The organism is Rhodococcus sp. ARC_M6 (assembly GCF_022810305.1).
GTDB lineage: Bacteria > Actinomycetota > Actinomycetes > Mycobacteriales > Mycobacteriaceae > Rhodococcus_F.
The window spans coordinates 144,517-170,888 of the sequence record NZ_JALGQH010000004.1; the positions used below are offsets into that span (position 1 = coordinate 144,517).

At 61.7% G+C, this 26,372-nt stretch carries 23 protein-coding genes; 15 read left to right on the top strand and 8 right to left on the bottom strand.

The window, feature by feature from the left end; translation table 11 throughout:
* Positions 1-48: 48 nt before the first annotated feature.
* From MTX36_RS07360 to MTX36_RS07380, 5 genes are all read right to left on the bottom strand, one after another.
* Complete coding sequence (locus tag MTX36_RS07360) at positions 49-2,148, bottom strand: RecQ family ATP-dependent DNA helicase (RefSeq protein WP_243619080.1); 2,100 nt, start codon at positions 2,146-2,148, stop codon at positions 49-51.
* 39 nt (positions 2,149-2,187) lie between these two features.
* Positions 2,188-3,009, bottom strand: coding sequence for a MerR family transcriptional regulator (locus MTX36_RS07365; protein ID WP_243619081.1), 822 nt, complete (start codon positions 3,007-3,009; stop codon positions 2,188-2,190).
* Positions 3,010-3,075: 66 nt separating this feature from the next.
* Positions 3,076-3,942: a ribokinase gene (locus tag MTX36_RS07370; protein ID WP_243619082.1), complete on the bottom strand. Its 867-nt coding sequence runs from the start codon at positions 3,940-3,942 to the stop codon at positions 3,076-3,078.
* Positions 3,939-5,381: an MFS transporter gene (locus MTX36_RS07375; protein WP_243619083.1), complete on the bottom strand. Its 1,443-nt coding sequence runs from the start codon at positions 5,379-5,381 to the stop codon at positions 3,939-3,941. Before MTX36_RS07375 ends, MTX36_RS07370 begins: the two co-directional genes overlap by 4 nt.
* 240 nt (positions 5,382-5,621) lie before the next feature.
* Positions 5,622-6,725 carry an NADH:flavin oxidoreductase/NADH oxidase gene (locus MTX36_RS07380; protein ID WP_243619084.1) on the bottom strand — a complete coding sequence of 368 codons (1,104 nt, stop codon included), beginning with the start codon at positions 6,723-6,725 and terminating at the stop codon, positions 5,622-5,624.
* A 149-nt stretch (positions 6,726-6,874) separates the two neighbouring features.
* On the opposite strand from MTX36_RS07380, the gene MTX36_RS07385 reads away from it, so the two are divergent.
* From MTX36_RS07385 to holA, 11 genes are all read left to right on the top strand, one after another.
* A complete protein-coding gene (locus tag MTX36_RS07385; protein ID WP_243619085.1) occupies positions 6,875-8,161 on the top strand; it encodes a glutamate-5-semialdehyde dehydrogenase in 1,287 nt (428 codons plus the stop codon).
* Positions 8,162-8,201: 40 nt separating this feature from the next.
* A complete protein-coding gene (locus tag MTX36_RS07390) occupies positions 8,202-9,083 on the top strand; it encodes a MoxR family ATPase (RefSeq protein WP_243619086.1) in 882 nt (293 codons plus the stop codon).
* A gap of 9 nt (positions 9,084-9,092) precedes the next feature.
* Positions 9,093-10,556: a VWA domain-containing protein gene (locus MTX36_RS07395; protein ID WP_243619087.1), complete on the top strand. Its 1,464-nt coding sequence runs from the start codon at positions 9,093-9,095 to the stop codon at positions 10,554-10,556.
* A 68-nt stretch (positions 10,557-10,624) separates the two neighbouring features.
* The gene (nadD, locus tag MTX36_RS07400) at positions 10,625-11,281 is read left to right on the top strand and encodes a nicotinate-nucleotide adenylyltransferase (protein ID WP_206041864.1); all 657 of its coding nucleotides are present in this window, start codon (positions 10,625-10,627) and stop codon (positions 11,279-11,281) included.
* Positions 11,282-11,316: 35 nt separating this feature from the next.
* Positions 11,317-11,763, top strand: a complete 447-nt coding sequence (rsfS, locus tag MTX36_RS07405) for a ribosome silencing factor (RefSeq protein ID WP_094273939.1) — start codon at positions 11,317-11,319, stop codon at positions 11,761-11,763.
* Positions 11,760-12,431, top strand: a complete 672-nt coding sequence (locus MTX36_RS07410) for a histidine phosphatase family protein (protein ID WP_308198203.1) — start codon at positions 11,760-11,762, stop codon at positions 12,429-12,431. The genes rsfS and MTX36_RS07410 overlap by 4 nt, the downstream gene beginning before the upstream one ends.
* A complete protein-coding gene (gene octT / locus MTX36_RS07415; protein WP_243619088.1) occupies positions 12,418-13,185 on the top strand; it encodes a diglucosylglycerate octanoyltransferase in 768 nt (255 codons plus the stop codon). The genes MTX36_RS07410 and octT overlap by 14 nt, the downstream gene beginning before the upstream one ends.
* 4 nt (positions 13,186-13,189) lie before the next feature.
* Positions 13,190-14,032 (top strand): DegV family protein, encoded by an 843-nt coding sequence (locus MTX36_RS07420; protein WP_243619089.1) that lies wholly within the window; start codon positions 13,190-13,192, stop codon positions 14,030-14,032.
* Between the two features lie 82 nt (positions 14,033-14,114).
* Complete coding sequence (locus tag MTX36_RS07425; RefSeq protein WP_243619090.1) at positions 14,115-14,981, top strand: helix-hairpin-helix domain-containing protein; 867 nt, start codon at positions 14,115-14,117, stop codon at positions 14,979-14,981.
* The gene (locus MTX36_RS07430; RefSeq protein WP_243619091.1) at positions 14,978-17,338 is read left to right on the top strand and encodes a ComEC/Rec2 family competence protein; all 2,361 of its coding nucleotides are present in this window, start codon (positions 14,978-14,980) and stop codon (positions 17,336-17,338) included. Before MTX36_RS07425 ends, MTX36_RS07430 begins: the two co-directional genes overlap by 4 nt.
* Complete coding sequence (gene holA / locus MTX36_RS07435) at positions 17,335-18,312, top strand: DNA polymerase III subunit delta (RefSeq protein ID WP_243619092.1); 978 nt, start codon at positions 17,335-17,337, stop codon at positions 18,310-18,312. Before MTX36_RS07430 ends, holA begins: the two co-directional genes overlap by 4 nt.
* Before the next feature lie 180 nt (positions 18,313-18,492).
* Here the strand turns inward: holA and rpsT are convergent, their stop codons facing one another.
* Positions 18,493-18,753 carry a 30S ribosomal protein S20 gene (gene rpsT / locus MTX36_RS07440; RefSeq protein WP_243619093.1) on the bottom strand — a complete coding sequence of 87 codons (261 nt, stop codon included), beginning with the start codon at positions 18,751-18,753 and terminating at the stop codon, positions 18,493-18,495.
* Positions 18,754-19,711: 958 nt separating this feature from the next.
* On the opposite strand from rpsT, the gene MTX36_RS07445 reads away from it, so the two are divergent.
* Positions 19,712-20,485, top strand: coding sequence for an aquaporin (locus MTX36_RS07445; RefSeq protein ID WP_243619094.1), 774 nt, complete (start codon positions 19,712-19,714; stop codon positions 20,483-20,485).
* Between the two features lie 31 nt (positions 20,486-20,516).
* On the opposite strand, the gene MTX36_RS07450 is transcribed toward MTX36_RS07445, so the two are convergent.
* Entirely contained in the window at positions 20,517-21,035 is a 519-nt protein-coding gene (locus MTX36_RS07450; RefSeq protein WP_243619095.1) for a type II toxin-antitoxin system PemK/MazF family toxin, read from the bottom strand.
* A 72-nt stretch (positions 21,036-21,107) separates the two neighbouring features.
* Here MTX36_RS07450 and lepA point away from each other — a divergent pair, with 72 nt between their 5' ends.
* Both lepA and MTX36_RS07460 read left to right on the top strand, forming a co-directional pair.
* A complete protein-coding gene (gene lepA, locus MTX36_RS07455) occupies positions 21,108-23,000 on the top strand; it encodes a translation elongation factor 4 (protein WP_094273930.1) in 1,893 nt (630 codons plus the stop codon).
* Between the two features lie 11 nt (positions 23,001-23,011).
* On the top strand, positions 23,012-23,938 hold the full coding sequence (locus tag MTX36_RS07460) for a nitronate monooxygenase family protein (RefSeq protein WP_243619096.1): 927 nt from the start codon (positions 23,012-23,014) through the stop codon (positions 23,936-23,938).
* Between the two features lie 51 nt (positions 23,939-23,989).
* Here MTX36_RS07460 and MTX36_RS07465 read toward each other — a convergent pair whose 3' ends face one another.
* Positions 23,990-25,948: a glycoside hydrolase family 15 protein gene (locus tag MTX36_RS07465; RefSeq protein ID WP_243619097.1), complete on the bottom strand. Its 1,959-nt coding sequence runs from the start codon at positions 25,946-25,948 to the stop codon at positions 23,990-23,992.
* 82 nt (positions 25,949-26,030) lie between these two features.
* On the opposite strand from MTX36_RS07465, the gene MTX36_RS07470 reads away from it, so the two are divergent.
* Entirely contained in the window at positions 26,031-26,249 is a 219-nt protein-coding gene (locus MTX36_RS07470; protein WP_169634564.1) for a hypothetical protein, read from the top strand.
* Positions 26,250-26,372 lie beyond the last annotated feature (123 nt).

Genomic DNA, 26,372 nt, shown 5'->3' on the forward strand with positions numbered 1-26,372 from the left:
GAATGTGAGGGTGGTCACATTATGTAACTATTGGTGTTGTCGGAGCGACTATTTCGGGCTTGCGAGCGCCAACGGAAGCACTGACTGTGCACCGGCTTGACGCAATGCGCGGGCAGCCATCGTGAAAGTCCAACCGGTATCGGCGAGTGCATCTACCAGGAGGACGGGCCCTTGATGTGCGCTCATGTCGGGAACATCCCACGCGTCAACCAATCCGGCGACGCGATAGGCCGAGTTGGCGGCCGAGACGGGTGGATGTTCAGGCCGAAGGTGAAGTACGCCGAGGTCGGTGAGTCGCCCGACCTGAGCCAACTTCGCCGAAAGGCTCCGGACAAGGATTGGGTGAGTTGACGATTCAAGCGCCATCACGCCGGTGGGTCGATCAGTCCAATCCCACGCTGCCAGAACACTGATGCAGGCACTGACTACTGCATCAGGCACCTCGGCATCGGGTCCGTCGAGCAACGCGCGTAGGCGCTGGCCCCAGCCGAGATCGGACAGACGTCCGAGGATGCGTCCGGATTCCGGCCCTTCCTTGATCTTTCCGGACAGGTTGATTCCCAGCTTGCTGAGTCCCGTCGGCCACATCTTGCGTGGTTCGAGATCGAAACCGGGGCGCTGCAGGCGTGCCCGAGTTTCGTCGAGTGCGGCGGTGTCGACTGTCGTGTCATACCGCTGACCGGTGCAGTTGTCGCATCGACCGCACTGCGAGTTGTCCGGGGTGAGGCCGGGATCGTCGAGTTGCTCACGGAGAAAGGTCATTCGGCAGGTCGTGATGTTCTGGAATTCGACCATAGCAGCCTGCTCGGCCTGGCGAGCTTCCTCGAGACGGCCATAGCGCAGCGCGTCGTACACCCACGGTTCTCCGGTGCTGATCCAGCCGCCCTTGACGCGTTTGACCGCCCCGTCGACATCGAGGACTTTCAAGACCATTTCGAGCCGGGTGCGGTTGAGCTCGACCAAGGGTTCCAATGCCGGTGTCGACGTGGCTTTTTCGGTGTCGAGGTGCTCGATGACACTGCGGACCAGGTGTTCACGCGGGAACGCAACGGACGCGAAGTAGCTCCAGATCTGCTTGTCCTCGGAGCCCGGAAGCAAGATCACGTCAGCGCGATCGGTGGAACGACCGGCGCGTCCGACTTGCTGGTAGTAAGAGATCGGTGATGACGGTGCGCCGAGGTGGATCACGAAGCCGAGATCAGGCTTGTCGAAACCCATCCCGAGAGCAGACGTCGCGACAAGGGCTTTGACACGATTCCCGAGCAGATCCTGCTCGAGGGATTCACGCTCGGTGGGGTCGGTTTGGCCGGTGTACGCGGCGACAGTGTGGCCACGCTCGGACAGCAGGCTCGACAGGTCGCGGGCTGCCGAAACGGTGAGGGTGTAGATGATGCCGGAACCAGGCAATGTGTCCAGGATCTGAGCGAGCCAGGCGGCGCGCGCTGTTGCCTCCGGGATATTAACGACAGATAGGTGCAGTGATTCGCGTTCGAGTCCGCCGCGCAGAATCAACGTTTCCTCGCCGCCGACTCCGAGTTGTGCGGACACGTCGGCGACGACGCGGTCATTGGCCGTCGCAGTTGTCGCGAGAACAGGAATGCCGTCCCCGAGTTCGGCGATCAACGTCCGGATGCGCCGGTAATCCGGACGGAAGTCGTGACCCCAGTCGGACACACAGTGAGCCTCATCCACGACGACCAGTCCGGCATCGGCAGCCAAGGACGGCAGAACCTGGTCCCGGAAGTCCGGGTTGTTGAGACGCTCGGGGCTGACGAGCAGAACGTCGAGATCATTTGCGGCGACGCGGGCGTGAATATCGTCCCATTCGGTCATGTTGCCGGAGTTGATGGTGGCAGCGCGAACACCCGCCCGTTCGGCGGAGGCGACCTGGTTGCGCATGAGCGCCAAGAGAGGGGAGACGATGACCGTTGGACCGTGCCCAGCAGCACGCAGGAGCTTTGCGGAGATAAAGTACACCGCCGACTTACCCCAGCCGGTCCGCTGCACCACCAGAGCGCGCTTGCGCTGAACCACCAGGGCCTCGATCGCGATCCACTGGTCCTCGCGCAGGCAGGCATCGGGCCCGGCGAGTTCGCGGAGCAGACGCTCGGCTTCGTCGCGCAGTACGGGGGCAGTGGTGGTGGTCATGCCTCCCATGGTGCATGACACCTCCGACAGGTGCGTATTTCAGACCTTGTCGATGGGCTGCTGAAGTTCGGTGACCCAGCCGTCGACGTCCTCGGTGTAAGCCAAAGTCACCTCGCGACCCGGTCCGGCATTGCGGTATCCGGCTTCGTCGATCCAGCGGGCAAGTGCCTGGTAAGCCGGTAGGCAGTTCTCCATCGAGCCCTTGTGCAGCAGAGTTGCCATCTGCTGTTCGCCCGGCAGATCGGTCACAGTGAAGTCGTATTCGTCACTGGGGTTCGCGTCTACCGGCAAAGCGGCATGTACGACGACGTTCTCTTCGTCCCCGGCGTCCTCGTAGTAGGCGATTGCCGGGCCAATGGGGATCAGGCCGGCGCGGCCCAGTTCGGAGCTGAGCTTGCCGTAGAGCCCTTGAACAACGGGACCGATGGACGACGGCTCCATGGACTTGGCGATACCGGTCAACTCGGCCACTCGCACGGCAGGAACCGGCTTGACTACAACTTCGTAGGTAGACATCTTTCCCTCACTCTCGATGATGCGTAAACGCGCCTGGACGTGGGCCAGTCGCGCGGTGTCTTCCTGGATCCGGGTCTCGAGCTCGGCGCGGCGAAGCGTGAGCATCCCGCGAATCTCGTCGACGCTGACGGACGACTCGACCACTTGCCGGACCTGGGCAAGCGTGAGTCCCAGATCCTTCAACGCCACGATTCGGTTGAGCAACGCCAATTGGCCCGCGGAGTAGGAGCGGTATCCCGTGGAGGCATCTACTTCGACTGGGGTGAGCAGGCTGATGGCGTCGTAGTGGCGAAGCATCCGCACGGACACACGGCCGGCTCTCGCGAAGTCCCCGATGCTCAGCATGATTGCCTCACCTTCTTGCGTGAATTACCGACACCGTCAGTTCTACGGCCTCACACGGTGTGAGAGTCAAGCCGAGCTTTCCAGCAAATCCTCGATCGCGGTTCGGGTCGGCGACGACGCAGCCGCGCCGGGGACCGTCGTTGCGAGGCTCCCCGCCACGCACGCAAAATGCAGCGCACGTGATCGGTCAAGTATCCATTCCACGGCAAAGGCGCCGGTGAAGGCATCGCCCGCGCCGGTGGTATCGACCGGCGTCACTTTCGGTGAATCCGCGTGGACGGCGCTGCCTCGGCTGCGCAGATCGGCGCCACCCGCTCCGAGGGTCGTGACCAGGTGTTCGACGCGATCGGTGATCGAGGAAAGCTGTTCCACTTCGGTCTGATTCACGATCAGGATGCCTACTGCGTCGATCAGTGTGTTCGGAAGATCTTGTACCGGTGAAGGATTGAGTATGACGGTTGTGTCATTGAGCTGAGCGTGCTTTGCTGCGGCAACTACGGTCGCCAGCGGAATCTCGAGTTGGCACAACAGCACGTCCGCGTTTGCGATGGCGTCGAGATCGCTGTCGGTCAACTCAGTGACGGATCCATTGGCTCCGGCAACAACGATGATGCTGTTCTCGGCCCGAGCGTCGACGGTAATTGCCGCAACTCCGCTGGGGCCGTTGACGGTGCGCAACAGCGTCGTATCGACACCGGCAGAATCGAGCGTCTGCCGGAGTTCCCGGCCGAAACCGTCGTCGCCCACCGCGCCGATGAAGATGACGTCGCCGCCGGCTTTGGCGGCGGCAATGGCCTGATTACTGCCTTTGCCACCGGCAGCGGTGGCAAAGGCAGTGCCCAGCAAGGTTTCACCGGGAACCGGGAATCGGGAGACAGTGGAGGTGAGGTCCATGTTGACGCTGCCGACAACGACGATGCGGGGCTGGCTCATACGTCGAGGTTATCGGCCTTCACCTTCTTGCGGCGCACCTTGAGGATGATTCGACGGGCCTCGTCGTTGGTGGCTACTGCCGGCGGCGAACCGTCGAGAGGCTTTCGGGCCGTCTCTGGGATCAGGAGAACTGCGAGACCACCGATGACCGCTGCAATCATCATGTACATCGGAGCAACCAGATTGCTTCCGGTTGAACTTTCGAGAGCGGTCAGTACCAGGGGAGTGGTGCCGCCGAAGATCGACACTGCGAGGTTGTATCCGATTGCCAAGCCGCCGTATCGAATTCCAGTGGGAAAGAGTGCGGGGAGTACTGAGGGGAACACACCGACGAAGAGGAGGAGAAGTCCGCCCAGGATCGCCAGGCCGAGAAAAACAGTGAAGTAGTTGCCGACGCCGATCAGGAGGTAGGCAGGCAACGACAACACGAAGAAGCCGATAAATCCGCTGAGCAGCAAAGGTTTCCGGCCAACCCGGTCGGACCATTTGCCAACGTAGCTGATGCCGATCATCATCACGAGCATGACGATGATCATGAGAACAAGACCATGGGATTCGTCGTAACCCAAAGTGTTGGTGAGGTAGGTAGGCATGTAGCTGAGCAGGCCGTAGTGGGCGATGTTGTACGTTGCGACGAGCACGATGCACAGAACCAGTGGTCGCCAATTCTCGACGATCGTCTCGCGGAGCTTCGTGCCGGTGGATTCGTCGGCGAGAGAACGCTCTTCGGCCTGTTCCATCTGCTGAAATGCCGGTGTTTCCTCCAATCGTAATCGGAGATACAAGCCGATCAGGCCCAGCGGACCGGCGATGAGGAACGGGATGCGCCAACCCCATTGGAGGAGTTCTTCCGGGCTGACCACGGTCTGGATGATCGTGACAATGCCGGCCGCGGCCACATACCCTGCCAGAGTGCCGAATTCGAGGAAGCTGGCAAAGAAGCCGCGACGCTTGTCGGGTGCATATTCGGCGACAAAGGTACTGGCTCCGCCGTATTCGCCGCCGGTGGAGAAGCCTTGCAGAAGGCGAAGGAGAACGAGGAGTATCGGTGCCGCGATTCCGATGGACTCGTAGCTCGGGATAAGACCGATCCCGAATGTGCTGCCGGCCATCAGAATAATGGTGGTGGCCAGGACCTTCTTACGTCCGATGCGGTCGCCGAGTGGACCGAAGAACAAGCCACCCAAAGGTCGGACGATAAACGCCGCGGCAAAAATTGCGAATGTCGAGAGGAGTTGCGCGCTACCGCTGACCTCCGGGAAGAACACTTTTCCGATAGTGGTGGCTAGATAGGCGTAGACGCCGAAATCGAACCATTCCATGGCATTTCCGAGCATCGTCGCCTTGACAGCCTTCTTGACCGACGCGTTGTCGGTGACGGTGACATCGGGTGATTCGGCCACGTCGAGGGCACTGATCGAGTTCTCTGGTGTTGTCATGACAGCGCTCCCCAGCGCAATCATCGAATCGAGCGGAGCACGTACCTGATGCACGCATCTTTTGTTGCCCACTCGCCGATGCGCCGGTCGGGAACAAAACGTCCGCGTGCCCTGTGGCTCGATGCGACCCCCGTCGCACGGCTCTGGCTCGCGGCAATGTCCGGAGCCCCGAGGGCTCCGGACTACCGGCAAGTAAGGCACTCACGGTATCAAAGGGAAACGCAGAAACCGATTCTCGGGTTAGAAAGCCCGGGCGTACTGCGACGGAACCCGGGGTCCCACTTCGGCATTCAGTTCTCGGGCGGCGCGCCGTGCCCAGTACGGATCGCGCAGTAGTTCGCGGCCGAGGAGCACGGCGATCGCGCTGCCGTCCTCGATGATTCTCTCGGCTTGTTCAGGTTCGGTGATCAGCCCGACTGCGGCAGCGGGGAGCAGAGTTTCATTCTGGATTCTGCGGGCAAACGGAACCTGGTATCCCGGCTCCACCGGGATCTGTACTCCTGGCGAATTGCCGCCGGTGGAGACGTCGATGAGGTCGACCCCGTAGTCGGAGAGGATATTGGCAAGTGCGACAGTCTGATCCGCCGTCCAACTACCAACCTCGAGCCCGCGCTCCTCCGTAAGCCAGTCTGTGGCGGACATACGGACGAAGAGCGGCAACTCAGCGGGCCACACTTCACGAACTGCGGTGAGGATTTCAAGGAGGAATCGGATGCGGTTGTCGAAGCTGCCGCCGTAGTGGTCTGTCCGCTTGTTGCTCTCAGGGGAGAGGAATTGGTGAATCAAGTAGCCGTGAGCCGCATGGATTTCGACTACCTTGAATTCAGCCTTGAGCGCTCGGGTTGCTGCTGCGGCAAAGTCCGCAACCACCTTCGCGATGTCTTCGGTGGTGAGTTCGACGGGTTCGGTGAGGTGACCGAAGGGCGCAGCACTGGGCGCGACGGTCTGCCAGGCAAGGCGGTCGTCGGCATCGAGACTCTTGCCGCCGCGCCACGGAACCTGCGTCGACGCCTTACGGCCCGCGTGTGCCAACTGGATACCGGGAACGGCGCCGAAGTACGCGAGTTGCGCGTTGATCTCAGCGAAGGCGCGAGCCTGCTGATCGTTCCAGATCCCCAGATCAGCGGCGCTGATCCGGCCGTTGGGGCTCACTGCCGTCGCCTCGGTGAGGATCAGACCGACGCCGCCGATCGCCCGGCTGACGAGGTGAGTTCGATGCCATTCGTTGGGCACTCCGACCTGGTCACCGATGACATCGGCCGAGTATTGGCACATGGGCGCCATCCACACACGGTTAGGAATGGTGACACCGCGCAGGGTTATGGGTTCGAACAGCAGACTCACGGAAAATGCTCCTGACTGGAAGAATGTGGATAAGTAGGTCCCCGACTCGAACTTTGAGTCGGGTGGACTTCTCAACCTCGTGCAACAGCGATTCGAGTCCGAATCATTCCCGAAAGCAGGCTGTCGGGGTGGATGGCTAATGTGTATCTATGACTGCTGTAACTTCTGCCGGGCCCACCGCGGGTTCAGGCGCTTCCGACACGCGCACTGTCGTGCACGAGGCCGCTCGCCGCGCCCGTAAGGCCTCGCGTGTTCTGGCCCTGTTGACCACTGCGCAGAAGGATGCCGCGCTCCATGCTGCAGCCGATGCAGTTCTTGCTGCCACCGATCAGATTCTTGCGTCAAATGCCATCGACATCGACACTGCCAAGGCTGCCGGTACCGAGGAATCACTCCTCGACCGTTTGCGCCTCACCGCGGACCGGATCGAGGGCATCGCCTCCGGCCTGCGTCAGGTTGCCGGATTGCCCGATCCCATCGGTGAAGTGCTCCGCGGATCTACCCTGCCTAACGGCTTGGAATTGCGTCAGCAGCGAGTTCCGCTCGGCGTCGTCGGCATGGTCTACGAGGCTCGCCCCAACGTGACGGTCGACGCATTCGGCCTGACACTCAAGTCGGGAAATGCTGCGCTGCTTCGTGGTTCGTCGTCCGCAGTCAAGTCCAACGAGGCTCTGGTTGTAGCTCTTCGCGAGTCGTTGGTTGCGCAGAAGCTCCCGGAAGACGCAGTTCAGCTCCTGCCCAGCGCTGATCGATCCACGGTTACCCACCTGATTCAGGCTCGCGGACTCGTGGACGTCGTCATCCCGCGTGGTGGCGCCGGCCTGATCAGTGCGGTCGTCCGGGACGCCACCGTTCCCACCATCGAGACGGGCGTCGGAAACTGCCACGTCTACGTGCATTCGGCAGCTGATCTGGTGATGGCCGAGAAGATTCTGATCAACTCCAAGACGCGTCGTCCCAGCGTTTGCAACACTGCCGAGACCATTTTGATCGACTCGGCCATCGCGGAGACCGCGGTGCCACAACTTCTGCAGGCCCTGCAGATGCACGACGTCGTTGTTCACGGAGATTTGCCCGGTCTGGTTCCCGCGACCGAGGACGACTGGTCGAAGGAATACCTGACACTCGACGTCGCTCTCAAGGTTGTCAAGGATCTCGATGCTGCCGTCGAGCACATCGATCAGTACGGCACCGGACATACCGAAGCTATCGTCACAGCAGATCTCTCGGCCGCGCGCGAGTTCACCGCCCGCGTCGACGCAGCTGCCGTGATGGTCAATGCGTCCACCGCATTCACCGACGGCGAGCAGTTCGGATTCGGCGCCGAGATCGGCATCTCGACACAAAAACTTCATGCACGCGGCCCCATGGGGCTGCCGGAGCTGACGTCCACCAAGTGGATCGTCTGGGGCGACGGACACACCCGCTCCGCCTGAAAAGTTCGCCCAGACTTGACCCACCTTCAAGGAGTTAACCGTGGACCGCGCTCTTCCCGACACATCACCGTTTTTCTCGAGCGTCGACGACGTCATCGAGCGGCTGGCTCAAACCGGCTACCTGTCTGACAAGGGGACTGCCACCGCCGTATTCCTCGCGGACAGGCTCGGTAAGCCCTTGCTCATCGAGGGGCCGGCCGGCGTCGGAAAGACGGAACTGGCTCGCGCTGTCGCCCAGACGACGGGTGCGGAGCTCATCCGTCTGCAGTGCTACGAAGGCGTCGACGAGGCCCGCGCGTTGTACGAGTGGAACCACGCGAAGCAGATTCTGCGGATCCAGACAGGCTCCGATCACAGCTGGGATTCCACCAAGGCAGATGTGTTCTCGGAGGAGTTCCTGCTGGCTCGGCCGCTGCTCAAGGCAATTCGCCGCGAGGAGCCGACCGTGCTGCTGATCGACGAGACCGACAAGGCAGATGTCGAGATCGAGGGTCTCCTTCTCGAAGTTCTGAGCGATTTCGCGGTCACCATCCCGGAACTAGGCACCATCACGGCAACTCGCAAGCCGTTCACTGTGCTGACGTCCAACGCCACCCGTGAGCTGTCCGAGGCGCTCAAGCGTCGTTGCTTGTTCCTGCATCTGGACTTCCCGGATGCCGATCTCGAGCGCCGCATTCTCGCCAGCCGTGTGCCTGAGCTTCCCGAAGCCATCGCCGAGCAGTTGGTCAACACCATTCGAGTTCTGCGCGGAATGCAGCTCAAGAAGGTTCCTTCGGTATCGGAGACCATCGACTGGGGCCGTACGCTCCTCGCGCTGGGTATGGACACTCTTGACGACGACGCCGTGCGCGCAACCCTCGGTGTCATCCTCAAGCACCAGTCCGATCAGGTGCGAGCCACCGCTGAACTTCGGCTGAACTGAGGTCTGGTCATGGCCCTCGGAGGTTCGACGTCACCGCTCAAGCCGGGTGGGTTGGCAGCACCGCACGGTCTGCCCGGTCACCTCGTCGATTTTGTCGAGGCACTTCGCCGACGCGGAATCATGGTCGGACCTTCCGAGACCGTCGACGCCGGCAAGGTCATGTCAGTCCTCGACCTTCTCGACCGTGAGTCCCTGCGTGAGGGGCTGGCTTGCTCGCTCCTGCGTCGGCCCACCCACCGAGCCACCTTCGACGCGGTATTCGATCTGTGGTTCCCGAAAGCGATCGGTAACCGTGCCGTCGGCGACGTCGACGTCTCGCTGCCGCGCAAGGCCGACGGAACCATCGATCTGCAGGCATTGCGTGAGCTGATCGCCGAACTGCTGACCGCCGGCAGCGACGAGGCAATGGAGCTGACCGAACTTCTCACCGCCGCGATGGTCGAGGAGATGGGGCAGTACCAGTCCAGTAACGGGCCGTCGTTCTCCGCGTACCAGGCACTTCGCGACGTGGCACCGGAGACGTTGCTCAACAAGATCCTTCAAGGTCTACTCGGCAATCAAGAAGGTTCGGGCAGCGAAGGCAAGGATGCATCCGACTATCAGTCGGAGGTCGCCAAGCGCACCGCAGCCCAGCGAATCGCAGATTTCCGCAAGATGGTCGAGAAGGAAACGCGTCGACGCACGGCCGAGAACCTCGGCAAGGAACGCGTCGCTACGTACGGCGTTCCGAAACTGGCGGAGGAAGTCGATTTCCTTCGTGCTTCCGACGCAGAACTCACCACACTCAAGAAGAACGTCGCGCCGCTGGCCAGGTTGCTCGCCAGCCGCCTGGCTGTCCGGCGGAGTCGAAGCCGATCGGGTTCCATCGATTTGCGCCGTACGTTGCGCAAATCCATGTCCACCGGTGGGGTTCCGATCGATCTGGTGCAACGGAAGCCGAAGCGTGCGCGTCCCGAACTTGTGGTGATGTGCGACGTTTCCGGGTCGGTCGCCGGGTTCAGCCACTTCACCTTGTTGTTGGTCAACGCGCTGCGCGAGCAGTTCTCACGAGTACGAGTTTTTGCGTTCATCGACACCACCGACGAGGTCACCCGGTTCTTCGATTCCAATGCCGATCTCGGGTCTGCGATGTCGCGGATGATTCGCGAAGCCGAACTCATCACGTACGACGGTCACTCCGATTACGGAAATGCCTTCGGGGTGTTTCAGGAGAAGTTTGCGCAAAGCATCACCAGTCGCACATCGATGCTGATCCTGGGCGACGGCCGCAACAACTACCGGGACCCCAACCTCCAATCGTTGGCACAGATGGTTGCCGTCGCCAAGCACGCACACTGGCTCAACCCCGAGCCCAAGGGGCAGTGGGGGACGGGCGACTCTGCAGCCAAGGTCTACAACGAAGTCATCAGCATGCATGAGTGTCGCTCCGCCAAGCAGTTGGCCGAAGTGGTGTCCGGCTTGCTGCCGGTGTGAAACACGTAAGCTCGTCAGTCGTGCAGAAGGGACAATCGGTGGAACGTGCTCGACGCCGCCTCGGCGTGATGGGTGGCACTTTCGACCCCATTCACCACGGACACCTCGTCGCAGCCAGTGAGGTCGCCGACAGGTTCGGGCTCGACGAAGTGATCTTCGTCCCCACCGGCAGACCGTGGCAGAAGCAGGCGCGAGGTGTCAGTCCGGCGGAGGATAGATACCTCATGACTGTCATCGCTACCGCCTCCAACCCGCGGTTTTCCGTCTCTCGCGTCGATGTCGACCGCGAAAAAGTGACGTACACCGTGGACACTCTCCGCGACCTACGGGCCTATCATCCCGACGCCGAACTGTTCTTCATCACCGGTGCCGATGCGCTGGCCAGCATCCTTTCCTGGCAAGATTGGGAAGAGTTGTTTGCATTGGCGAAATTTGTGGGCGTATCGCGGCCGGGTTTCGATCTCAACGCCGAACACCTGGCCGGTCATCTCGACACCATGCCCGCGGACGCGGTGACATTGATCGAGATCCCGGCGCTTGCCATTTCGTCGACCGAATGTCGACGTCGGGCGAGCGAAGACCGTCCCGTCTGGTACCTGGTGCCGGACGGAGTGGTGCAGTACATCTCGAAGCGGAATTTGTATCGACCCGTCGACGCTCAGCGGCGTGACGGGGCGACCACGATGTCGGAGCCGGCGCCTGGCAAGTCCGCTGATTCGAACTAGAAGCAAGACCTGAAGACGAAACTGGAGAACATCGAGTGAGCGCAACAACACAAGCCATCGACATGGCACGCATCGCGGCCCTGGCGGCCGACGAGAAGCTGGCTACCGAAGTGGTGGTGCTCGACGTGTCTGAGCAGTTGGTCATCACGGACTGCTTTGTCATCGCATCCGCCCAGACCGAGCGTCAGGTGAACTCGATTGTCGAGAACATCGAAGATTGCCTCCGCGAAGCCGGCCACAAGCCGCTCCGTCGCGAAGGCACCCGTGAGGGACGTTGGGCGCTGCTCGACTACGCCGAGATCGTCGTTCACGTCCAGCACGACGAGGAGCGCAATTTCTATGCTCTCGATCGCCTGTGGAAGGACTGCCCGACGGTAGAGGTCGAAGGCCTCGGCGAGAACCGTCCCGGACCGGCCGACGCACATACGGTTTTCGACACCGATACGGTTTCCGAGCCGGACGCGTCGGACCTCTCGCTGTGACTTCCTCGGCGCCCAGTCCGGCGTCGAGTGTCCGTCGGCTCATCTTGTTGCGCCACGGACAAACTGAATACAACGCCGATTCTCGGATGCAGGGGCAACTCGACACCGATCTTTCGGAGCTGGGCCGTACTCAAGCTAAGAGTGCGGGCCCAGTCATCGCTGATCGCAGGCCGTTGACCATCGTGTCCTCGGACCTGCGTCGCGCGTATTTCACGGCAGTTGCCGTCGGAGATGCGGCCGGACTGCCGGTCCTCACCGATCCGCGACTGCGTGAGACACACCTCGGTGACTGGCAGGGTTTGACTCACGGTGACGTCGACCGGCAGACACCTGGCGTGCGGCAGACGTGGCGCGCCGACGCGACCATCGCCCCGCCCGGCGGTGAGAGCCGAATCGACGTCGCGAAGCGCAGTGTGCCGGTGGTGCAGGAACTTCTGAAGTCGCTTCCGGATTGGTCCGAACGGCCAGTTGTACTGGTGGCGCACGGTGGGCTGATTGCCGCGCTGACGGCCGCATTGCTGGACTTGCCGGTTGATCGTTGGCCGGTCTTGGGTGGCCTCGGAAACACGAGTTGGGTGCAACTCAGTGGACACGGAGACCCCCAGTCCATCGAATGGCGACTGGACGTATGGAATGCTTCTGCGAGTGTCGCAAATGACGTCCTCTGAGAGTGCCGACGGGCAGCGCCCCGTCTTGTTGGTTATTGCCGATTCGTTGTCCTACTTCGGGCCCAAAGGCGGACTTGCCGCCGACCATCCCCGTATCTGGCCGAACATCGTGGCCGAGGAATTGGGTTGGGATGTCGAGCTCGTTGCTCGCATCGGCTGGACGTGCCGCGACGCCTGGTGGGCGCTGACTCAGGACCCGCGAGTGTGGGCTGCCGTTCCGCGCGCCGGCGCCGTCGTGTTTGCCGTCGGCGGAATGGATTCCCTGCCTTCGCCGTTGCCTACTGCGTTGCGTGAGACCATCCGCTACGTTCGGCCACCGGCGCTACGACGCGTGGTACGTGAGGGCTATCAGTGGCTGCAACCGCGGCTCGCTCCGCTCGGTCGCCCGGTCGCTCTCCCTCCGAAGTTGAGCGTCGAGTACCTCGAGAGCTCGAGAAATGCGTTGGAGTACATGCGGCCGGAGTTGCCGATGATCGCCACGTTGCCGTCGGTACACCGCAGCGATGCGTACGCGAGTGTCCATGCGGGCCGTCCCGCGGCTGTTTCTGCGATCACCGAGTGGGCTACCGAGAAAGACGTGCCGGTCGTGGATCTTGCCGACGCCGTCCGCGAGAACGTTTTTTCCGACAACGGAAACCCTGACGGTATTCACTGGGGTTGGGACGGCCATGTCGGCGTCGCCAAGGCCATGATTGCGACGATTCGCGCAGCCGAAGCTCAGCGTGTGTCCACCTCGGCGAGCGAGGTCGGGTAGCGACGTGTCAGTTGTTGTCGTCACGGATTCGTCCGCCTGCGTCCCGCGTGAGCCGGCTGATGCGTGTGGGCTCCAGGTTGTGCCCTTGCATGTCCTGCGTGACGGCTGCGATTTCCTCGAAGGCGTCGATACCATTCCGGATGACATGACCGGGGTGACGACGGCTGGTGCGTCACCGGCAGAATTGATCGAAGCTTACGGCCGAGCACTCGAACTGAGCAAGGGTGACGGTGTTGTGGCTGTGCACATCTCACGTCAGCTCTCCGGCACCTGGGAAGCGGGCCGGCAGGCGGCCCTGGAATTCGGTGGCAAGGTTCGAATTGTCGATTCAGCTTCTGCGGGTATGGGTTTGGGGTATCCCGCGTTGGAGGCCGCGCGATTCGCAGCGGCCGGGTCCTCGCTCGATGACGTGTACGACCGCGCCGTCGACATCGCAGACCGTTCTCGTGCCTTCATCTTCGTGGACAAGCTCGATCAGTTGCGCCGCGGCGGCAGGATCAGTACGGCCGCAGCGCTATTGGGTACAGCATTGGCGATGAAACCACTGTTGCATCTGGTGGACGGCAAGCTGGTACTGAAAGAGAAAACCCGCACCACCACCAAAGCGCTTGCACGCCTGGTCGATGCCGCAGTCGAGCGGGCGGGGCTTGGCCGCGTTGCAATCGCTGTTCATCACATGAAGGCGCGTGAACGAGCCGACGGCATTGCCGAGCAATTACAAGACCGAATCCCGGACATCGCCGAGACAGTGGTCACCGACTTCAGTGCGGTGATCGGTGCCCATGTGGGTGTCGGTGCGATCGGTGTTGTGGTGTGTCAGCTCCCGGAACCCGGTGCGGATCAGTAGGTCCGTTCTCCACAGGCCGGTAGTTATCCCCAGCTTGATTTCTCGTCGACGCGCTTTCGCTTCTCCTCGCTAGCGTCCCCTTATGCGGATCAGTGAAGAGCGGGAGAGGGTGCGCGATCGCCTCGCCGCGATGAGTGGTGACTTTTCCAGCGCGCGTGTCGGTTTCGGACGGGAAGACGTCGCGGAACCAACTGTCCCCGATTGGTTGCTCGAATCCGACGAAGACGAGGAGCTGGAACCTCTCACCCCTCGTTTTCAGGCTGTGCCCGAGCGCTGGCGGGATATGCGCTGGAGCCCACGCCGCCGAGGTGCCCTGGCTCTGGTGATTGTTGCGCTCGTCGCTGCCGGGATCGGTGTGTTCACAGTGTGGTGGGGTTCGCCGACCATGCAGGCGGTTCCGCCGTTGCCGACGGCGGTGGGCGTTCCGATCACAGTGTCGGGGCAGCCCAGTGCCACTGAGCGCGTATCGCCGCCGATCGAATCCCCGCGGGCCGCTGCGCCGGTGGGTGTGGTGGTCAGTGTTGTGGGACTGGTACGCAACCCTGGATTGGTGACGCTTCCGGACGGCTCACGTGTTGCTGATGCATTGACCGCGGCCGGCGGTGTGAACGCGGGTGCCGACACACTGAGCTTGAATCTGGCGCAGAAACTGTCCGACGGTGATCAAGTAGTGGTCGGCGTGGTCGGTGATTCGGCTCCCAAGACAAGTTCCACGGCCGCGGGCACCGGCGGCGCACCGGCCGCGCCGGAGGGCGGGGGCCTGATCAATCTGAACGCTGCCACCGAAGCCGAACTCGACACGCTACCCGGAGTCGGGCCCGTCACGGCGAGTGCCATTGTGGCGTGGCGAACTTCCAATGGAAAGTTCACGGACGTAGAACAATTGGGTGAAGTAGATGGTATCGGGCCAGCTCGGCTCGACAAGCTGCGTCCGCTGGTTTCGGTGTGAGCGGTGAGACCGAGCAGCCGGTCCTTGATGCTCGACTCGTACCCGTAGCGTTGACCGTGTGGGGTGTGACGGCTGCGGGAATCGTCTTCGGCTCGACTGTTTCGTGGATTCTTGCGTCGGTGTCGGCTGCCTTCTGTGCCTGCCTCTTCGTCGTCGTTCGGCGGCGGGGATATGCAGCCTGGGTTCTGGTTGTGTTGGTGGCCTGCGTGTTCGGCACCGCGTTCAGTGTCCTGACGGCGTGGCGGATGTCCGAGGCGGAGGTGCATCCGCTGACGAGAGCGGCGGAGTCGGGAGGGTGGGTGAGCGTACAGGTAACGCCGATCGAAGACCCGCGGGTAATGGCGTCGTCGATGGGGCCCGCTCGAGTGTATTTCCACGCCTCGGTCCGATCGGTCACCGTAGGCAAGCAGCGATTCGATGCCGGCGGTTCGGTGACAATTCGCGCGCCCAGTGACCTCTGGCCCAAAACGCTTCCCGGGCAAGTGCTCACGGTGCGGGGAAAGGTGAGTGTGCCGCGTCGATCGGATCTGACTTTGGCGGTCGTCACCACGGAAGGTGGGCCGATCGCGGTCGGTGACACACCGTGGTATCAGCGGTGGGCGGGAGCTGTACGGTCTCGGTTCGCAGCTGTCTGTGCCGCGGCGCTGCCCGCTGATCAGGCGGGATTGTTACCCGGGCTGGTTGTGGGGGATACGTCGGCGTTGTCGCCGGTAGTCAAGGACAACTTCACTGCCGCTGGGCTTTCGCACCTCACCGCGGTGTCCGGCGCAAACATCAGCATTCTTCTGGGCGCTGTCTTGTTGCTGGTCCGAGCAGCGTCGTTCGATCCCCGGATCGGCGCAGCGCTTGCGGTGGTGACGCTCGTTGCCTTCGTCATTGTCGCGCGGCCTTCGCCCAGTGTGCTGCGGGCCGCGGTGATGGGCACGATCGGTCTGCTCAGTTTGGTCACCGGACGTCGCAAGCAGGCGCTGCCGGCATTGGGGTGCGCGGTCATCGTTCTGGTGACAGTGATGCCGGAACTTGCCGTGGACTGGGGATTCGTATTGTCGACCACGGCCACCGGCGCGTTGGTGATCCTCGCACCGGTGTGGGTCGACGGACTCCGTCGGTGCGGTTGGCCACGGTGGCTGGCTGAGGCGACAGCCGTTTCTTGCGCTGCCTTTGTCGTGACGGCGCCGGTGGTGGCCGCGATGGCGGGAACGCTCAGTGTTGTTGCGATCGTGGCGAATCTGTTGGTCGCGCCGGTCGTCGGGGTGCTGACGGTATTGGGTGCGCTCGTGGCACTTCTGGCGTTGATCAGTGCTCCGGCGGCCACACTGGCGGCACACACCGTTCGGCCGCCGATGTGGTGGTTGCTTTCCGTCTCGGAGCGAGCAGCGGCGGTTCCCGGCGCAAATCTGACCGTGCCGTCGGGAATTCTCGGAGCGGTGTTCGTCATCGGTGTGCTACTGGTGGCAGTGGTGCTGGTGTGGAATCGTATCTCGCGGTGGGTGATCGGCACGATTGTGCTCGGAGTTGCTCTGGCTCTGGCATTTCAGCATCTGTTCGCAGGCGGACGGATTGCGCCCGGCTGGGGATTCGTGATGTGCGACGTCGGGCAGGGAGACGGTCTGGTGTTGTCGACGGGAGACGGTCGCGTAGTCGTGATCGACGTCGGTCCTGATCCGACATCGATGGACAGATGCCTGAAAATGCTGGGGGTCAACGATATTGCGCTGGTTGTGATCAGTCATTTTCATGCGGACCATATCGGTGGGCTCGAAGCGGTGCTTGCCGGTCGTTCGGTTTCAGCGGTGGGTGTCGGTCCGATGTTGTTGCCTGAATCAGGTTTTCGTGTTGTTGAATCTGCTGCCAGCTCGAAAGGGGTTCCACTGATCGGTTTGCGTAGCGGGTCGGAGTTCACGTTGGGTTCCGTGCGCCTGAGTGTTCTCGGTCCTACATTGGCTGTGCCGCGTGACCGCGACGACGCGGCTGAATCCGCCAATGATCAATCTCTTGTACTGATGGCGTACACAAGCGCTGGGCGAATCCTGCTGACGGGTGATGCGGAAGTTGCCGGTGAAGCTTCGATACTGCGCGCCGGAATCGACGTGCGGGCGGACATTCTGAAGCTGCCCCATCATGGTTCGCGGACCACGTCCGAAGCCTTCCTCGAAGCCGTTCGCCCACGGCTGACGTTGGTGAGTGTCGGCGTCGGCAACACGTTCGGGCACCCGAATCCCGCAGTGTTGGGCGAACTCGAATCCTTGGGCGGCGCCGTGGCGCGGACCGATCGTGACGGCACCCTCGCTGTGTACGGGAACGGCGACGGGTCCATGTCCGTGGTGTCGGTACCTCGTGGGAACATCTTCGGGTGAGTAATCCGGCTGGCGTCGAACCGCTACACCTTGTTCTCGGGGACGACGAGTTCTTGATTGACCGCGCGGTATCTAAGCTCATCAAAGAGGTTCGGGGCGATCGAGGCCAAGGAATTACGGATCTTCCGGTGACGCGGATGCGTGCGGGGGACGCCAACGCTCCTGAACTTGCCGAGCTGTTGAGCCCGTCCCTGTTCGCGGAAGATCGTGTCATCGTGCTGGAAGCTGCCGCGGAGGCAGGCAAGGATGCTGTCGCGCTGGTACTCGATGCTGCTCGCGAACCGTCCGAAGGTGTGGTTCTCATCGTCCTGCATTCGGGAGGTGGCCGCGCAAAAGCGCTGGCGCCGGCGCTGGAAAAATTGGGTGCCGTAGTTCATCAGGCCACCAAACTCGCCAAAGGCCAGTTGGCAGACTTCGTTCGGGGTGAATTCCGCACTGCCGATGTCAAAGTATCTCCGGATGTCATCACGGCAATGATCGAAGGCGTCGGATCGAAACTGCGCGAACTTGCTTCGGCCTGTTCGCAGTTGGCTGCAGATACCGGCGGCAAGATCGACGTCGCAGCGGTGCATCAGTACTATGCCGGCAGAGCCGAGGTATCCGGATTCGATGTCGCAGACAAGGTGATCGTCGGCGACGTCAAGGGAGCTGTCGAAGCCTTGCGTTGGGCTGATCAGATCGGAACCGCGCATGTTCTTCTGGCCGACGCTCTGGCCGATGCAGTCCACACCATCGCGAAGGTGGGCCCGTACGCGCGGAATGGTGATCCGTTCCGATTGGCGTCGGAGCTGGGGATGCCGCCGTGGAAGGTCAAAAAGGCAATCAAGGAAGTGAACGGCTGGGATCCAGCGTCGATCGGCGCTGCCATGCAGATTGTTGCGGCGCTTAACGCGGATGTGAAGGGCGCGGCAGTCGATTCGTCCTTCGCCCTGGAGATGGCTGTGCGCAAAGTGTGTGCGCTGCGCAAGAGCTGAATCTCGAGAGAGGTACCTGACACCACGAGCGGGCCACATCACTTTTGATGTGGCCCGTACTTGTGTGCTCTGCCGTCGAAACGGGTCTGTCTGCGGAACGCACAATAGCCGCTCCGGTCGAAGTGACCTGAGCGGCTATTGTTGCACCACTGGTGACGGCGAACCGTCAGAAAGTGTGTGTCAGAGCTTGTTGGCAGCCTGCGAGAGTGCAGACTTCTTGTTTGCAGCCTGGTTGGCGTGAATAACGCCCTTGCTGGCTGCCTTGTCGAGCTTGCGGCTGGTGGCGACGAGGAGCTCGTTGGCCTTGTCCTTGTCACCGGCTGCCGCAGCCTCGCGGAATGAACGAATCGCGGTACGGAGCGCGGACTTCACCGACTGGTTACGGAGTCGGGCCGCCTCGTTGGTACGGATTCGCTTCACCTGGGACTTGATGTTGGCCACGCGTAAAATCCTTGTCGTCTTTAGCTGGTTACGGTCGAGAAAGCTGTGGGCACACTGATGCACCGACTGGCAAGATTACCAGTCCAGGGTCCAATATCCCAAACCGCCGCACGATGCGCCTGCCGAGAAGGTTACACGTTGTACGCCTCAACTCCTCCCACGGTCGCAAACGCCCACATGTAGGCAGTGTCTGCCGCAGTCCTACGCGGCCTCCCAGGTCGGCAGTGGACGGAAGGTCTGACAACCCACACGTGGTGCGAATCCATGCGTCGGAGTGATCTGTCGACAGCAGTTGGATAGCCGTGCCGATGTTGCTCGAAGGCCGTCGTCGGATGCGCGGGTCTGGTGTGGGGCGTGTCAAGCACGATAACGAAACGATTCAGCGCGGATCTCGGAACTATTCGAAATGTGCCCCGGATTTGACGTTGTCGGTAATTGCCAAGGAATTGCGATTAGTGGACGAACCCGGATTGACGGTTGGTAACTGAGCTGTAACAAGTTTTCGGAGGAATGTCTCTTGTGTCGCAAAGTACCGTTGTATGTACTTCGTTGGCATGGTTCGGGAATGTTTGAAAGTTGTCCGTTGGGCAGACATCATCACGATTGATTAGGCTTCGAACCTGCGGAATTCTCGACAAGAATGATTGCGTGTACGTTCATTCGAAGCGAGATGCACCGACCGGGGGCTGGTGGTGCGCGGTTCGCATGCCGGTAAAGGGGGTGGGGCGGGTGCTGGTAGAAACTGTGCTCACATAGAAGAGTTAGCTGAGAATGAACAGAAACTCTCGGTGTATGCGCAGCAGCACTATTCATAGGATCCGTCAGTCGTCGGCACCTTTATCTTCTGTCCGGCCAAAAGAATCTCAAAGTTGTTGTGGAGTTCACACACCTTGCGTAAAGTCCGGAAAATCTAGTCGAGCGAGCATTACTACCGATCCATGAGAAGTTAGGTGGAAATATGTCTCCAACTGCACAGGAATTGACTGAGATTGAACCGATCTCGGATGTGAAGAAGTATGCGGCTGAAGCAGTAGGGACATTTGTCCTCGTGTTCTGTGCCGTTGGAACTGCAGTGTTCGCCGGTGCCAAGGTCGGTAATCTCGGAGTCGCGCTGGCATTCGGTCTGACCCTGATGTTTCTGGTGTACGCAATCGGACCCATTTCCGGTTGCCACGTCAATCCTGCGGTAACCGTCGGCCAGTTTGTCATCGGCCGGATCTCCGCCGTCAATGCCTGCATCTACATCGTCGCCCAGGTAATCGGCGGACTGATTGCGGGTGTTGTCATCTTCACAGTCGCCAACAGCCTTCCCGCGTATAACCGAGCAGTCGACGGTCTGGGGGCAAACGGTTGGGGCGCGCACAGTCCGTCAGCTGAGAAGAACCTCCTCGGCCAGGTAGTTTCCGACGGTTACGGCATCGGTGCCGTGATGATTATCGAGATCCTGCTGACCGCACTTCTGGTGTTTGTCGTTCTGGCGTCGACGGATCAGATTTCGGATGTGCCGCTGGCCGGCGTGTCCATCGGTTTCACACTTGCAGTGATCCACTTGGTCTCGATTCCGATCGACAATACGTCCGTCAACCCCGCTCGTAGTCTCGGTGTGGCGGCCTTCCAGAACGGTGCCTTGCCGCAGGTCTGGGTCTTCATCGTGTTCCCGCTTATCGGCGGCGCTCTCGGCGCACTGATCTATCGTGCACTGTTCGGCCGTTTCAACCGCCTGAACAGCTGATCATTTTCTGTTCTCAACTCTCGGGTCGGCTTCAGCTCCAGCTGAAGTCGGCCCGAAGTTTTGCTGCCACGACATCGAATTTCTTGTGGTCCATAACCGCACCTTCACGGCGAATTCCCCCTTCGGGCACGTCGAGTACACGGTCCAGCCTGATCCAGCTGGGGCGGCCTTCGACGTCCCAAGGGCCGGATCCGATTGAAAGCCAATCTCGCTCACCGTCCCGCTTGCTCTGTGAGGACAGCATCAAACCCAGAAGTGTGTCGCCGTCGCGGCCGACGACCAGGACGGGGCGGTCCTTGCCTTGCGTGGGGTCCTCTTCGTAGGCAACCCAGGTCCAGACGATTTCGCCCGGGTCGGCCTTGCCGTCCAAGTCGGGGGAGTATTCGACCTTGCGGGCGCGGTGCGCCGTGGGGACAGTTCGGGCCGCCACCGGCCGTCCGGACGAGGCCTGGGGCCCGCTCGACGACTGGAGTTGACGGAGGAGCGCAGGCCCCTTGTCCCGGGCGAAGTTGCCCAGGGTTCTACCGATCTGCTTCCACATGCTTGCCATAGCGTCCGAGCATAATCAGGTAGGTGCGGGAACCAGTGGCGCGGTGGCCGCAAGAGTTGGATATCCTAAGGGTTGACAGTGGCCCGGATCCGGGCCGGTGCCGGTCCGACTAAGGGGTCCCCCATCAGCAGCTTCGCCGACAAGACGTTTACGGATCCTGCGCAGATCCGGAACTTCTGCATCATCGCGCACATCGACCACGGCAAGTCGACGCTGGCAGACCGCATGCTCCAGCTCACCGGTGTGGTCGAAGAGCGGGCGATGCGTGCGCAGTACCTGGACCGCATGGACATCGAGCGTGAACGCGGCATCACCATCAAGGCGCAGAACGTTCGACTGCCGTGGACTGTCAACGGCGAAGAGTTCGTTCTTCACCTCATCGACACCCCCGGCCACGTCGACTTCACGTACGAGGTCTCCCGTGCTCTCGAGGCCTGTGAAGGTGCAATTCTGCTGGTCGACGCTGCTCAGGGCATCGAAGCGCAGACGCTGGCCAACCTGTACCTGGCGATGGAGAAGGATCTCAAGATCATTCCCGTCCTTAACAAGATCGACCTTCCCGCTGCTGATCCGGATCGCTACGCCGAGGAAATCGCGCACATCACGGGCTGCGAGCCTGGCGACGTTCTGCGTGTCTCGGGCAAGACCGGCATGGGTGTCAAGGAACTGCTCGACGAAGTTATCGTTCAGATCCCCGCACCGGTCGGCGAGGCCGACGGTCCCGCTCGCGCGATGATCTTCGACTCCGTCTACGACGCCTACCGCGGCGTGGTCACCTACGTGCGTGTGGTTGACGGCAAGATCCGTCCCCGCGAGAAGATCACGATGATGTCGACCGGCACCACCCACGAACTTCTCGAGGTCGGCATCATTTCGCCCGAACCCAAGGCCAGCGTCGGCCTGGGCGTCGGCGAAGTGGGCTACCTCATCACCGGTGTGAAGGACGTTCGTCAGTCCCGAGTCGGTGACACCGTCACCTCAGCTCGCAACGGTGCAACGGAACCCCTCGTCGGTTACCGCGACCCCAAGCCGATGGTCTACTCGGGTCTGTACCCGATGGACGGCTCGGATTACCCCGTCCTGCGCGACGCTCTGGACAAGCTGCGACTCAATGACGCTGCACTGGCCTACGAACCCGAGACGTCCGTCGCCCTGGGCTTCGGTTTCCGTTGCGGCTTCCTCGGACTGCTGCACATGGAAATCACCCGCGACCGGCTCGAGCGCGAGTTCGGCCTCGAACTGATTTCCACCGCACCCAACGTGGTCTACCGCGTTCAGCTCGAAGACGGAACGATGCAGGTTGTCACCAACCCGTCGTACTGGCCTGAAGGCAAGGTTCGTGAGGTCTACGAGCCTGTCGCCAAGTGCACCGTCATCGCGCCGAGTGAGTACATCGGTGCCATCATGGAGCTGTGCCAGTCCCGACGCGGCGAACTCGGCGGCATGGACTACCTGTCGGAGACGCGTGTCGAGCTTCGATACGAATTGCCGATGGGCGAGATCATGTTCGACTTCTTCGACGCATTGAAGTCGCGCACCAAGGGCTACGCCAGCCTTGACTACGAGGAGGCCGGCGAGCAGGCAGCGGACCTGGTGAAGGTGGATATCCTCCTGCAGGGTGAAGCTGTCGACGCATTCTCGTCGATCGTGCACCGCACCAACGCCGCTGCTTATGGTGGCCGAATGACCGGAAAGCTGCGCGAGCTGATTCCGCGCCAGAACTTCGAGGTCCCGATCCAGGCGGCTATCGGATCCAAGGTCATCTCACGCGAGACGATCCGCGCTATCCGCAAGGACGTTCTTGCCAAGTGCTACGGCGGCGATATCAGCCGTAAGCGCAAGCTGCTCGAGAAGCAGAAGGAAGGCAAGAAGCGCATGAAGACCATTGGGCGAGTGGAAGTTCCCCAGGAAGCCTTCGTGGCAGCGTTGTCGTCCGAATCGGTTACCGACAAGCCCAAGAAGTAGGAGCACCGCCTGTGATCGCCACGTGGTTGACCCGAGAGTTCGGAATCGAGATCCCCGTTCTCGGGGCACCCATGGGCGGTCGCGCCGGCGGCGAATTGGTCGGCGCTGTGTCGGCCGCCGGCGGGCTGGGCCTGCTCGGTGCAGCCCGCTACAACAGTGCGCAATGGGTAGCTGACGAGGCCGCGAAAGCTCGCGTCGGCGGCCGCTTCGGTATCGGCCTCATGACGTGGTCACTCGACGGTGACACCAGCTTGCTCGACGCCGCTATCGCGGAGAAGCCCGCACTGATCACTTTGTCCTTCGGTGACCCTGCCGCGTACGTCGAGCGGGTTCACGCGGCAGGCATTCCTGTTGTGTCGCAGATCAATACGCTCGAAGACTTACGGGTTGTCGAGGCCGCCGGAGTCGACGCCGTCATCGCGCAGGGCGCAGAGGCCGGAGGCCATACCGGGCGCATCGGCACGCTGCCGTTGCTGCAGGAAATCCTGGAATCGACAACGCTTCCCGTTCTTGCCGCCGGTGGAATCGGCACCGGCCGCGGGCTGGCAGCGGTCATCGCTGCCGGTGCCGAAGGCGCCATGATCGGCACCGCTCTTCTTGCGAGTCCCGAAACCACGGGACCCGATTACGCACGCACCCGAGTCGTCGAGGCCGGAAGTGCGGATACCGTCTACACCTCCGTGTTCGACCGGGCGCGTAGCCAGCCGTGGCCGCAACGGTGGGGTGGTCGGGCCATTGCCAACGAATTCACTTCCACGTGGGAGGGCGTCTCGGCCGACGAGGAAACTCTCGCGAAGGCATATGACCCGTCGGACCCCAACAACGGCGTCGTCTATGCCGGTGAAGCCGTAGGTCTCGTGCACGGTACCCATCCGGCCGGTGACGTCGTCAGACGTATCGGCGCGGATGCGGACCGCTTGCTCTCTCGTTTCGCCTAGCTGCTGTGCGCCTTTATTAACCGCCCGCGGGTAATAAAGGCGCACAGCAGGTTAGGTCGCGCTGTGCGCCGGCTGGAATGCGCCGGCCTCCGCGGCTTCCTCCGCTCGGATCACGTGCACGACCGCGTTGATCAATGCCAGGTGTGTGAACGCTTGCGGGAAATTTCCGAGGTGCCGACCAGTGTGTGCGTCGATTTCCTCGGCGTAGAGCTTGAGCGGGCTGGCGCATCCGAGTAGCCGCTCGCACAAGTGTTTTGCGCGAGCCAGTTCGCCGATCTCGACCAGGGCGGACACCAACCAGAACGAACAGATCGTGAATGTTCCTTCTTCCCCGCTCAATCCGTCGTCGGTGGTCTCGACGCGATAGCGAAGCACCAAGCCGCCTTCGGTGAGTTCGTCGGCGATGGCCAGGACCGTCGCACGAATGCGTGGGTCGTCGGCCGGAAGGAACCGCAGGAGCGGTGCCAAGAGTAATGATGCGTCGAGTGAATCGTGGCCGTACCGCTGGGTGAGCACGCCGCGGGAGTCGACGCCGTGCGCGAGAATGTCGGCCTTGATCTCGTCGGCAATTTTTGTCCACTGTTGCGCAAAGCTCTTCTCGCCCTGCATTTCTGCGAGCTTGGCGCCGCGGTCGAGAGCGACCCAGCACATGATCTTGGACGAGGTGAAGTGTTGTGGTTCACCGCGCACTTCCCAAATGCCCCGATCGGGCTGACGCCAATGTTTGATGGCCTCTTCGACCTGCTTCTTGAGGAGTGGCCACAGGGCTTCGGGAACGCGCTCGCGAGTACGGATGTGCAGGTACACCGAGTCGAGCATGGTGCCCCAAATATCGTGCTGTTGTTGATTGAAGGCGCCGTTGCCGATTCGGACGGGACGGGCGCCGTCGTAGCCGGAAAGGTGGCTGAGTTCGGATTCCTCGAGGGTTCGTTCGCCGCCGATGCCGTACATCACCTGGAGTGGATGCGGTTGGCCGTTGTCGGAACTGGACACGTCGTAGATGAAGTTGAAGAAGTCGTTGGCTTCGCGATCCAGTCCGAGGGTGTAAAGCCCCCAGAGTGCGAATGTGGAATCGCGTACCCAGGCGTAGCGGTAATCCCAGTTACGTTCTCCGCCTGGTGTTTCCGGGAGTGACGTTGTGGCTGCAGCAAGCAGTGCGCCGGTGGGCGCGTAGGTGAGGCCCTTGAGGGTGAGTGCGCTGCGTTGAAGATAGGCTCGCCACGGATGGTCGGGGAACTTGCCGATGGTGACCCATTCGCGCCAGGACTTCGCGGTCTGCCACATCTTGTCGGTGGCCTCGTCGAAAGTCTGGGGCGCAGATAGCTCGGACCAGGTGAGTGCCACGTAGCGGTTGTCGCCTTCGACGAGACGGGTACGCGCACGCGCTTCGCGGCCCTCGATGCCCAGCCTCAAGTCGGTGGTGATCTTCAGCGTCGGGTGATCGCCGGGCTTGGTCGATCTACACGTCGCGGTGGCTTCCTCGTAGACCTTGCCGGTGTACTCCCACTGCGCCGGGGAGCGGTGATAGTCGAACGCAGGCTCGCAGCTCATCTCCAACTCCACCGTGCCGCTGACGCACTTCACAGTGCGCAGCAGGATGTGCTCCGCATCCCAGTCGGTAGGGGTGCGGCGACGTGTGCTGGAACGCTCGGTGACGTTGTGCCACGGACCGAGAACCAGCGCGTCACGCACGATGAGCCAACCGGTTTCCGTTTGCCAGGTGGTTTCGAGGATGAGGCCGCCGGGGAGATAACGTCGCGCAGCCGGAACGTTCTGGCCGTAGGGGCCGATTCGGAAATGTCCTGCACTGCGGTCGAGAATGGCTCCGAAGACGCTGGGGGCGTCGGGGCGTGGAATGCACATCCACTCCACCGAACCGTTCCGCGCGATCAGGCACGACGTCTCGCAGTCGGAAAGAAACGCGTAGTCGTCGATCGGGGGGAAGGTACTTCGGTGATGGCCGGACGTGACGGAAGGCACGGTCTCCAGAACTTCGTCGTCAACACTCATTTTCACATCATCCGGCCATATCGCGGACGCGTCCACTCTTGGCGTATTCGGTGTGGGCGCAACCGGAGGATAGGGTGATGGCGTGGATCGGATTGCGGGTTGGTGGGACGGCTTCGAGCTGTGGATTGCGGGTCTTCCCTTCATCCCACAGGTCGTGTTGGTCCTTGCCGTCGTTGTTCCACTGTGTTGGTTGATTGCGGTCGGTCTCGATCGTGGATTGTCAGCGGTGTTGTCCTGGCCGGTCTTCGGATGGTTGCGACGAACCCCCCGAGAAACTCTTAGAGAAGTTGAGGAAAACTGATGCCCCGCTCACGGGTCACTCTTGCCCTGATCGCCCTGGTCCTTCTCTGCATCGTGGCGTGGCTTTTCACCCGATAGTTTTGTCGATACAAGACGAGTAGAGACCCCGCGCGCGCTCTGCTAG